The following is a 9,739-nucleotide window of genomic DNA, read 5'->3' as shown; positions in this document are numbered from 1 at the left end:
GGAGGCAGACTTCGTTTGACAAAACGCGGTTTCAACGGCCGAGTCCTTATGATATTTCTATAACCAGACACGCTCTAAAGTCACCATCAAATTTGGGGAAACAGCAATGGTTACACAACTGCAATCTCCCGATAAATCAAATATTATCTACCCCGATGACAACGGCGAACCAATGTCAGATAATACTGAGCAATTCCGATTAATTGTTTGGATTAAGGAAAATTGCGAACTATTATTTGCGAATGACCCGAATGTTTTCGTGGCCGGCGACTTGCTTTGGTATCCCGTGGAAGGAAATAATAAACTTTGCCAAGCACCCGATGTGATGGTAGTTTTTGGTAGACCAAAAGGTTATCGTGGTTCCTATCAACAGTGGAATGAAGATAATATTGGGCCACAAGTTGTGTTTGAAATTTGGTCGCCGGGAAATCGACCCGCTGCAATGATTCAAAAATTCAAATTTTACGAACGTTACGGTGTGGAAGAATACTATTTGTACGACCCGCAAACATTAGAATTGACAGGATGGCAGCGGGTTGAGGAAGAGTTAGAGGCGATCGAGCAAATCGACGGTTGGATTAGTCCCAGACTGGGGGTGCGCTTTGGATTGTCTGAAACTGGACTCGAAATGTTCGGGCCGTCGGGAGAACCGTTTGTGAGTTTTGTGGAACTCGCTCAATTGCGGCAGCAGGCGGAAGCACGGGCACAGCAAGCAGAGGAACAGGCTCAGAATGCACAGCAACGGGCTACTGAGGCAGAAACTTTGCTGGAACAAGAACGATCGCGATCGCAAGCTTTAGAATTAAGACTCCGAGAAATGGGAATCGACCCCAATCAATTGTAATAGGAGAAGGAAAGTACGACACGGATACACCAATTAATTATTGAGTTCCCTAATATCATGTCTCGTGGATGCGCGATCGTATAATTTGCGATATCGTAGGGGCGGGTTCCACCAACCATAATCGCCCCAAACAAACAATCTCGAAAACCCGCCCACCCCACGGTAAATCGAAATGTACATTCAGATTTACCCTGGGGTGGGGGCGGGTTGATATAGATTGTTGGTCATCGTTATATATTGTTGGTGAACCCGCCCCTACGACATTCAACCGCCAAATCTGCTACAAACTCCAGCAACTCATCACCAACCCAGCCAATACTCGGACAATCATGTCTCCTGGATGCGCGATCGTATAATTTGCGATATCGTAGGGGCGGGTTCCACCAACCATAATCGCCCCAAACAAACAATCTCGAAAACCCGCCCACCCCACGGTAAATCGAAATGTACATTCAGATTTACCCTGGGGTGGGGGCGGGTTGATATAGATTGTTGGTCATCGTTATATATTGTTGGTGAACCCGCCCCTACGACATTCAACCGCCAAATCTGCTACAATCTCCAGACAGGTTTCACAATTACTGGTAAAGTTAATCCCTAACTTCCCAACCATAGACTATTATGAAAGCAAGAGATATTATTAGTCTGCAAGCCCTGGGCGCTGCTTTAGCTAAACTAGATTCATCTGTCCAGCTTGGCGAGTTGGAAGAGAATATAAGTCGTGAGATATTGGCTTTAGAAAAATTAGCAGAACAAAACAACATTCTGAACGAAATTTACACAAAAGAACGCCTCGACTTAAAAGAGCAGTACCAAGCAAAATCAAAAGACAAACGATACGACGAGACAATTGAGAGCATTTACAGCACCGACGCTATAAATTTAAGGCCTTCCTTTACTCAGCCGCCAGTAGAAGTGGAGAATCCCTCTGAAATAGCTAAAGCCTTTGACAATTTAATTGCCTCTTTTAATCAAATCAAAACTCTGTATGCAGTTGAAAACCCCCTAGAAACTTTTCAAATTATCATCGAACAAGAAGCGATCGCACCTTTGATTCTGGAAGGTTACGATCGCATTCGAGCGCTATTTCCTACGGAAAGATTAGGCTTGGAAGTGAAAACCGATCCAGAAAATGTTAACTGGCGCTCGCTGTGGATTACCATTTACACCAAACTCGAAGTCGATGAAGCTTTTGCAAAGTTAAAAAATCTCGATCGCACCTGGTGGCTAGACGCGAGTCTTGTCATTCCTAACAATATACTAAACATTGACTTGGGGTGGGAATGAAATTCGAGTGGTCAGAATACTTTTATTTAGCAAAAGAGCTAGCTGAAACCAGTAAAGAAGCAGAATTGCGTTCTGCTGTAAGTAGAGCCTATTATTCTGCGTTTTGCCTAGCACGGAATTACTTGCGCGACCTTCAACAAGATCCCAAACTCTGGCGCAAGAAAACTTATGATATCAATGCCCATCAATATGTAGCTGAAAAATTTATTTACAATCAATCAAAATCTCAGATAATGATTGAGATAGGCAAAGATTTAAGTCGCTTGAGAAAAATGAGGAATAAAGCTGATTATGAAGATACTATGTTTAACTTAAAAAGAGAAGCGAGAACTGCGTTAATGCTAGCTCACAATATTATTTTAGCGTTAAGTAAATTAACTGAATAATCCGGTAAATCTGACAGGTTGCACCATTCTCAGTAAGCTTTTTATGAACAGGCAAGATGCCTGTTCCACAAGAAAATTCACTCTTTGTGGAACAGGCATCTTGCCTGTTCTTGAGAATGGTGCAAGATGTGAGGTAAATGGGAACCGATCGCAATAAACTTTAAGGGCAACTCCTGCAAAAACCCGGTTAATTGAAGAAACCGGGTTTTTTAAGACAATTACCTAACTTTTACCGTTGCCGTTTCCATTGCCGCCAGTTGTTAGCAAAACCCGCTTAGCTAAAGGTTCCGGCACTTCTTGCAATCGATCGAACTCCCAATTAAAAAATCCTACTCCCATTGTCTGCGATCGCAATTCTACGATCAAATTCTGCATTTCTGCGATCGGCAAATAAGCAGAAACTGCATCCCATCCCTTCCAGCCTTTTTTACCTTCGTAGCCGAGAATTTGGCCGCGGTGTCCGCTGACCAACTGCAACACCTTTGATGTACACTCGTTCGGAGCGCAAATTTCAACTTTGGCGATCGGCTCCAGCAATGCCGGTTCGCACTTTGCCATTCCCTCCTGCATCGCCAAACGCGCCGCTTGCTTGAAAGCTTGTTCGGAACTGTCCACAGAATGGTAGGAACCGTTCGTCAGCGTCACCGCTACGTCTACCACGGGGAAACCCAGCGGGCCGCGGTCCAAATACTCGCGCACTCCCACCTCCACGCCGGGAATGTACTGTTTGGGGACGACGCCGCCGACTATTTTGTCGCTAAAGCTGAAACCTTCTCCGCGGGGCTGCGGTGCAATGTCGAGGTACACGTCGCCAAACTGTCCGTGTCCGCCGCTTTGGTGTTTGTAGCGCCCGTGGATGGAAGATGCTGGTTTGCGGATGGTTTCTTTGTAGGGCACTTGCGGTAAGTGAGTTACCATCGGCAAGTTATACTTGCGGCGCAACCTGTCTAAGGCTACTTTCAGGTGGATTTCGCCTTGACCCCAAAGTATAATTTCGTGAGTGTCGCCGTGCTGTTCCCAGACTAAAGATGGGTCTTCTTCTAGCAATTTAGCTAAAGCGGAGCTCAGCTTAACTTCATCGTTGCGCTTTTCTGGGACGATCGCCAGTGCGTAGACAGGGGGGATGATTTCGGCTTTTGGCAATTCTTCCGATGGGTCTAGCGCCAGGGTATCGCCTGTTTTCAAGCCTTCTAGCCTTCCCAAAGCCACAATTTCCCCGGCGCTGACAGACTGCAAACTTTGCGTTTGCTGGCCGGTCAAGCGGTACAAACCGTTAACTCGAACGCCGTTCAAATTTGCTCCGTCTGTCAGCGTCCCCCGCCACATTCTCACTAACGATAGTTTGCCTCCCTGCGGCGTGTAATAGGTTTTGAGGACTTGAGCCAGAACTTTGTTTTCACTTAGTATAATGCCGCGGCGATCGGCTGTAGTGTCGGGTGTCGGCGCTTCCCTCAGCAAAGCTTCCAGCAGGGGCCGCACGCCGAAATCTTGTTCTGCCATGCCGATGAATACTGGCACAATTAAATCTGCGCCTAATTCCATCTTTAAATCGCGGGTAATTTCTTCAACGTCGGGATTGATTTCTTCGAGCAATTCTTCGAGTAAATGGTCGTCAAAATTCGCCAATTCTTCGAGCATTTGCTGCCGCGCTGCGCTTTCTTGTGGTTTGAGGTGTTCTGGAAGCGGGACGGGATCTGCGGCGGCGCCCGGATGGTAGTGGTAAGCTTGTTCGGTTACTAAGTCGATAAAACCGATGATGTGTTCGTTTTTGCCGATCGGATATTGGTGAGGTACGATCGGCCTGCTGGAAACGGATTTGAGCGCGTCGAGCACCTCGGTGAAGTTGCTGCCGCAAGTGGTTTCGTCTGTGCAAGCTCGATCGATCTTGTTGATGAAAACTAAGTGGGGAATTTCCCAATCGTCGAGGAATTTAAACAGGGGTGCGAGGGTTAAAGTGCGATCGGCAACGGGTTCGCAAACAATTATCGCCGCATCCACACCAATCAGCGCATTGTAAGTTTCTTGGGCAAATTCTACCGAGCCCGGACAGTCGAGAAATGTGAAGCGGACGCCTTGATATTCAGCGGTGGCTGCGTTTACTTCTACGCTCATTTGGCGATCGCGCGCTTCCGGCGAACTATCACCTATTGTGTTGCCATCTTTGACATTTCCTTTGCGGGTAATTGTCCCTGTCACCGACAGCAAACTTTCGAGCAGTGCGGTTTTACCGCTTAAATAAGGGCCAACAATTGCAACGTTCCGCGCGGCCCCAATGACTTTTTCGTTCATAATAGCCTCCAACAGAAAACTTTTTTTCCCTTGCTCTTGGTGCAATCAGTTCTATACCATTTTCTAGACTTTTACTAGGTTAATTTTTATTGCAGTTTCGAGCAATTTCAGATTTTGGTATGATTCCATACTTTTGACGCTACCGTATTTTGAGTGACGCAAACATAAATTGTAGTTTTTCTTAATATTTTGATTTTTTAACCGCAGATGAAGGCAGATGAACGCAGAGGAACGCAGATAAAACTCTCGTTCCCAGGCTCTGCCTGAGAACGTATTTTAATTTGGCTCTGCTTCGATTTTAGCTGTTTTTGGTGTCTAATTTCTCAGGAGGCGCAAACCGCTTAAGGTTACTATTACTGTAGAGCCTTCGTGACCGATGACGCCGAATGGCATGGTGATATTTCCGAAAAAATTAGCCGCTAATAACAGGACTATGCAACTGAGTGCAAAAACAATGTTTTGTTTGACAACTTTTTGAGCGCGGCGGCCTAAACTAATTGCTTTAGCTAGTTGCTCTAACTTATCTGCCATTAATACGATATCAGCAGTTTCTAAAGCAACATCGCTGCCGGAAATTCCCATGGCAATGCCGACGGAAGCTTGAGCGAGGGCGGGGGCGTCGTTGATGCCGTCTCCTACCATTGCTACAGTTTGATACTGGGTTTGCAGTTGTTTAATTGCCTGCACTTTGTCTTCGGGCAAAAGTTCGGCGTATACTTCATTGATGCCTAATTGACTGGCGATGTGTTGAGCTGTTTGCTCGTTGTCGCCGGTTAGCATAATTATATGTTCTACGCCTAATTTTTGCAAGCGTTTTACCGTTGCTGATGCTTCGGGGCGGATGGTATCTGCTACTGCAATGATTCCCAAAAGCTGCTCGCCCTTTGCCACCCAAACAACTGTTTTACCTTCGGCTTGCAACTGCTGGCTGATTTGACTCAATTCGGAGGTTGCTTCGACAAATTCGGCTTTACCAATGGCAATGATTTGATTGTTGACTTTGCCGACTATTCCTTGACCGATTTTTGCTTGTACGTCGGTAGCGGTTGACAATTGTAACTGTTGCTGATGGGCGGCGCTGACTATTGAGGAGGCGATCGCGTGTTCGGAATGAGCTTCTAGGGCTGCAGCCAGTTGCAGAACTTCTGTTTCAGTATATCCGGCTGCTGGTACAATTTGGATAACTTCAGGTTTTCCCGTGGTGAGAGTTCCGGTTTTGTCAAAGGCGATCGCCCTGACTTTACCAATCATCTCTAATTGCGCGCCACTTTTAAACAAAATCCCCTGTCTCGCCCCGTTAGCAATTCCCGAAAGCAGCGCTGGCATAATCGAAGCCATCAGCGCGCAGGGGGACGCGACTACTAGGAAAATCAGCGCCCGATAGATTGTCTCTTCCCAATTCCAGCCCAAAACAAAGGGCGGCAAAGTTGCCAGCAGCAAGCCTAAACCGACAATAAATTTGGCATAACCGCGCTCGAATTTTTCCACAAACATTTGAGAAGGCGGCGCTGCTGTCTGCGCTTCTTGAACCAGCCGAATCACTCGCTGAATCAAGCTGCTTTCGGGAGTTTTATGAACTTCGAGTTTTAGCGCGCCGACACCGTTAATTGTACCTGCATAGACTTCATCGCCCCTGCTTTTTTCCACGGGCATCGATTCGCCGGTAATCGAGGCTTGGTCGATCGCACTGTAGCCTTCAATAATTATCGCATCTGTCGGGATGATTTCTCCGGGCTTGACTAAAATGTAATCGCCAATTTCCAATTTGTCGATCGCAACCAACCGTTCCCCGCCGTACATTACCACCCTAGCAGTATCCGCAGTCAAGCTCATCAAACTGCGGATGCTGCGTTCAGTCCGCTGCATAGCATAACCTTCAAGGGCGCCACTAATTGCAAAGATTAAAATCAACACCGCACCGTCAACAATTAAATGATATTCTTGCCGCCACAGCCCCAAACCGGCCGCGCCCAAAGCAGCGACAATCATTAACAAATCTACATCTAATTCGCGTTCTTGAAAAAGCGTAATTAAGCCTTCGCGGGTGCTGGAATAGCCGCCGACAACATAAGCCGCGGGCAAGATTAACACGGCTACGCCCAGCCAGCCGAATTGCAGGGCTAGCCAACCCAAGATTACTAGAATTCCGCACAGGGCGGCAGTCACAGCATCTGGATGTTCTTCGGCGAGGCGCCAGAGGCGAGAAATGGGGAGAGAATTGGGAGTCATTGGGGAAATTGATTTGGTAGATGACTCCTTTAGCCTAAACCTTGACATTAGTGTTAATGTCAAGCTTTTGGCCCGGGCTGTAGAAACTTCGGGTAGGGACACCGCAGTGCCGTGTCCTGTATTTTACTTAAGATTCAAACCCATAATAAATCTCGCTTGTAGTCGAGTCTCGATTCCCGCGGCGCCCCCCGCGGGAGTGAATCAGCAATGAATTTAATTGAAGCAATTTCAGCCATTCCAGATCCTCGACATCTCACTCGCAGAAAATTCTCTAAAATTAAGCGTTCTTGTTCTTCTATACCTTCTTGAATTCCTTAGTTGGCGAGATCGCTTTTTCTCTTTGTCTTTGTTCTTCCTGGCGATGTCGATTTGTTCTCGATCGCGCTATTTCTGCTATTGTTTTTTTTGCTTGTAGAATTCTATTTGTTGGCGATCGCGCTGACGTTCCCTCTCTTCTTCCGGTTCAATTCCACCTGTTCGATTTCCACCCTCCCGCAAATTGTGGATGTTGTCTGCTGGAACAAATCTTGATTTGCGATCGGGTAGTTTAAGTATTTTTAACTTTGACTTTGATATTTGCGACCGCACAAACTCTGGAACTTCTGCACAAAGACCAGATGGTCGCTTTTAATTGACAAACGTTTAATTTTAGCATAACTTTCGATATAATTTTCTGCATTAATATCAACGGAATTGCTGTATTCTCGCAAATCCCGCAATTTCTTAGCATAATCAAATACTTGGCTTCTGATTTCAGCTAACAATTTCTTTAACTTCGCGACTTTAATTTCTCGATTTGGTTCCGCTTCTATTTGACTGAATTCGGGCAGCTTTCTTTCTAATCGGCTGGCTATTTGCTGCACTCGGCGATCGACCTTTCTATGCCAAAAGGGATCTCGGCTTTTTCATGTCAAAAGTGCGATCGCCCGCCACCCGTGAAAAAGCAGTAAAGGGATCTCGAGCTTTCCATTCCAAAATAATCGCCTCTTCACCTATAATCTCAAATAACATCCAGTCCCCCCCTTCTTAAGGGGGGTTAGGGGGGATCTGGTCCAGATTAGGAGAGATAATGCCCAAATTAAACGACTCCAACTTCCACCTACCTTACAACCCAAAACTCATCCCCATCGCCAAAGAACTTCGGAAAAATCCAACTCCTGCGGAAAAGAAACTTTGGCAAGATTTTCTGAGAAATTTCCCTTTTCGAGTTTTGAGACAGCGACCGATAGACAATTTTATTGTAGATTTTTATTGTGCTGCTTTAATGTTGGTGATAGAGATTGATGGGGAGAGTCATTTTACGGAACTGGGGAAACAATATGATGCGGAAAGAACAGGGATTTTAGAGGGGTATGGATTGAAAGTTGTTAGGTTTACTAATGTTGATGTGTTGCAGGGTTTTGAGGGGGTTTGCGGGGAGTTGTTGGGTTTGATTGAGCGTCATTGTTAGGGCCAGATCCCCCCTAACCCCCCTTAAAAAGGGGGGTGCTAGAGGGAGAATCGAGCGCAAGGCAAGTTGAGAATTCATGAGTAAAGGATCTCGACCTTTCGATACCAAAAAGAGCGAGATCCCGTCGCTCGTGAAAAAGTTATAAACGCGATCGCCCCTCTCATCCCAAAAAGCGATCGCCCGTGGCCCGTGAAAAAGTCGTCAAGGGTTCTCAACCTTTCGATGTCAAAAAGAGCGATCGCTGGAAATTCCTTCTCTCTCAAGTGTCATTGTACCCTTAGATTGGCTAAAATAATCCTCATATCGTCTAGAAAAGCTTTATGCCAGAAGTTGCACGATTTTACGGAATCATCATCAAAATGTTATTTCTAAACTAGACGAGTTTAGTGTTTTAGCTGATGTTTCGTATGAGTGTTGCTATTATTAAAGTATCTTCACTATTAACGGGGACATAGTATGATGATTAGCGATCGCCTCGAAACCTTAACAAACCAAGCTGAAGAACTCATACAGACAGGTGATTATAAGGGAGCGATCGGCATATTCCAGCAAGCTTTGCAAATAGCTCCCAATAATACAGAATTTTTGATAAAGTATGGTGAAGTATTGGGGAAAAATAAGCAATATCAAGAAGCATTTGAAATTTTTGAAAAAGCTAAGATTATCGATCCGAAAAATGTAAAAATCCTAAGCTCCTATGCTAAGGTATTAAAGTATGGACGTAAGCTAAATAAACAGTTAGAAGTTTTGCATATTCTCGTAAATATTGAGCCTGAAAACCCAAAAAATCTCTATAGTTATGCCAATGCTTTGATTTCAGAGAAGCAGCATGAGAAAGCTTGGCCCTTCTTTGAGCGAGCGCTACAAATTCAACCTGATAATCCAATAACATTATCTAGTTATGCCAATGCTTTGAGTTCAAATAATCAGCATGAAAAAGCTTGGCCCTTCTTTGAGCGAGCGCTACAAATTCAACCTGATAATCCAATAACATTATTTAGTTATATCAAAGCTTTGATTTCAAATAATCAGCATGAGAAAGCTTGGCCGTTGTTTGAGCGAGCGCTACAAATTGAACCTAATCATCGGAGAACGCTAAATAGTTACGCCAATGCTTTGAGTTCAAATAATCAGCATGAGAAAGCTTGGCCGTTGTTTGAGCGAGCGCTACAGATTGAACCTAATAATGTGATAACGCTAAATAGTTATGCCAAAGCTTTGATTTCAAATAATCAGCATGAGAAAGCTTGGCCG

11 protein-coding genes are annotated in these 9,739 nt (G+C 45.2%); 5 read left to right on the top strand and 6 right to left on the bottom strand.

The window, feature by feature from the left end; translation table 11 throughout:
- Window positions 1-106 precede the first annotated feature (106 nt).
- The gene (locus tag QUB56_RS04595; protein WP_332953548.1) at window positions 107-844 is read left to right on the top strand and encodes a Uma2 family endonuclease; all 738 of its coding nucleotides are present in this window, start codon (window positions 107-109) and stop codon (window positions 842-844) included.
- A gap of 230 nt (window positions 845-1,074) precedes the next feature.
- Here the strand turns inward: QUB56_RS04595 and QUB56_RS04590 are convergent, their stop codons facing one another.
- On the bottom strand, window positions 1,075-1,296 hold the full coding sequence (locus tag QUB56_RS04590) for a hypothetical protein (protein ID WP_332953546.1): 222 nt from the start codon (window positions 1,294-1,296) through the stop codon (window positions 1,075-1,077).
- Between the two features lie 169 nt (window positions 1,297-1,465).
- Between QUB56_RS04590 and QUB56_RS04585 the strand changes: the two genes are divergently transcribed.
- Window positions 1,466-2,131: a hypothetical protein gene (locus tag QUB56_RS04585; protein WP_332953545.1), complete on the top strand. Its 666-nt coding sequence runs from the start codon at window positions 1,466-1,468 to the stop codon at window positions 2,129-2,131.
- A complete protein-coding gene (locus QUB56_RS04580) occupies window positions 2,128-2,517 on the top strand; it encodes a HEPN domain-containing protein (RefSeq protein ID WP_332953542.1) in 390 nt (129 codons plus the stop codon). Before QUB56_RS04585 ends, QUB56_RS04580 begins: the two co-directional genes overlap by 4 nt.
- Window positions 2,518-2,739: 222 nt before the next feature.
- On the opposite strand, the gene QUB56_RS04575 is transcribed toward QUB56_RS04580, so the two are convergent.
- The 5 genes from QUB56_RS04575 to QUB56_RS04555 all read right to left on the bottom strand — a co-directional run bounded on the left by QUB56_RS04575 (window position 2,740) and on the right by QUB56_RS04555 (window position 8,046).
- Window positions 2,740-4,806: an elongation factor G gene (locus tag QUB56_RS04575; RefSeq protein WP_332953541.1), complete on the bottom strand. Its 2,067-nt coding sequence runs from the start codon at window positions 4,804-4,806 to the stop codon at window positions 2,740-2,742.
- A 315-nt stretch (window positions 4,807-5,121) separates the two neighbouring features.
- The gene (locus QUB56_RS04570; RefSeq protein ID WP_332953540.1) at window positions 5,122-7,035 is read right to left on the bottom strand and encodes a heavy metal translocating P-type ATPase; all 1,914 of its coding nucleotides are present in this window, start codon (window positions 7,033-7,035) and stop codon (window positions 5,122-5,124) included.
- A 393-nt stretch (window positions 7,036-7,428) separates the two neighbouring features.
- Window positions 7,429-7,623, bottom strand: coding sequence for a hypothetical protein (locus QUB56_RS04565; RefSeq protein ID WP_332953539.1), 195 nt, complete (start codon window positions 7,621-7,623; stop codon window positions 7,429-7,431).
- The gene (locus tag QUB56_RS04560) at window positions 7,593-7,898 is read right to left on the bottom strand and encodes a hypothetical protein (RefSeq protein ID WP_332953538.1); all 306 of its coding nucleotides are present in this window, start codon (window positions 7,896-7,898) and stop codon (window positions 7,593-7,595) included. Before QUB56_RS04560 ends, QUB56_RS04565 begins: the two co-directional genes overlap by 31 nt.
- 16 nt (window positions 7,899-7,914) lie before the next feature.
- Complete coding sequence (locus QUB56_RS04555; RefSeq protein WP_332953537.1) at window positions 7,915-8,046, bottom strand: hypothetical protein; 132 nt, start codon at window positions 8,044-8,046, stop codon at window positions 7,915-7,917.
- 58 nt (window positions 8,047-8,104) lie between these two features.
- On the opposite strand from QUB56_RS04555, the gene QUB56_RS04550 reads away from it, so the two are divergent.
- Together QUB56_RS04550 and QUB56_RS04545 are read left to right on the top strand one after the other, a co-directional pair.
- Window positions 8,105-8,485: an endonuclease domain-containing protein gene (locus QUB56_RS04550; RefSeq protein ID WP_332953535.1), complete on the top strand. Its 381-nt coding sequence runs from the start codon at window positions 8,105-8,107 to the stop codon at window positions 8,483-8,485.
- A gap of 456 nt (window positions 8,486-8,941) precedes the next feature.
- Window positions 8,942-9,739 (top strand): tetratricopeptide repeat protein (locus tag QUB56_RS04545; protein ID WP_332953533.1); only part of this gene is annotated, 798 nt, incomplete at its 3' end.

Origin of the sequence: Microcoleus sp. AR_TQ3_B6, from assembly GCF_036702785.1 — a bacterium.
GTDB lineage: Bacteria > Cyanobacteriota > Cyanobacteriia > Cyanobacteriales > Microcoleaceae > Microcoleus.
This window is presented reverse-complemented; position numbering and strand designations above follow the sequence as displayed.

Excerpts from the sequence above, each read along its gene's own strand:
- QUB56_RS04595 (WP_332953548.1), top strand. The coding sequence starts at position 107 with ATGGTTACACAACTGCAATCTCCCGATAAATCAAATATTATCTACCCC.
- QUB56_RS04590 (WP_332953546.1), bottom strand. The coding sequence starts at position 1,296 with ATGTACATTTCGATTTACCGTGGGGTGGGCGGGTTTTCGAGATTGTTT.
- QUB56_RS04585 (WP_332953545.1), top strand. The coding sequence starts at position 1,466 with ATGAAAGCAAGAGATATTATTAGTCTGCAAGCCCTGGGCGCTGCTTTA.
- QUB56_RS04580 (WP_332953542.1), top strand. The coding sequence starts at position 2,128 with ATGAAATTCGAGTGGTCAGAATACTTTTATTTAGCAAAAGAGCTAGCT.
- QUB56_RS04575 (WP_332953541.1), bottom strand. The coding sequence starts at position 4,806 with ATGAACGAAAAAGTCATTGGGGCCGCGCGGAACGTTGCAATTGTTGGC.
- QUB56_RS04570 (WP_332953540.1), bottom strand. The coding sequence starts at position 7,035 with ATGACTCCCAATTCTCTCCCCATTTCTCGCCTCTGGCGCCTCGCCGAA.
- QUB56_RS04555 (WP_332953537.1), bottom strand. The coding sequence starts at position 8,046 with ATGTTATTTGAGATTATAGGTGAAGAGGCGATTATTTTGGAATGGAAA.
- QUB56_RS04550 (WP_332953535.1), top strand. The coding sequence starts at position 8,105 with ATGCCCAAATTAAACGACTCCAACTTCCACCTACCTTACAACCCAAAA.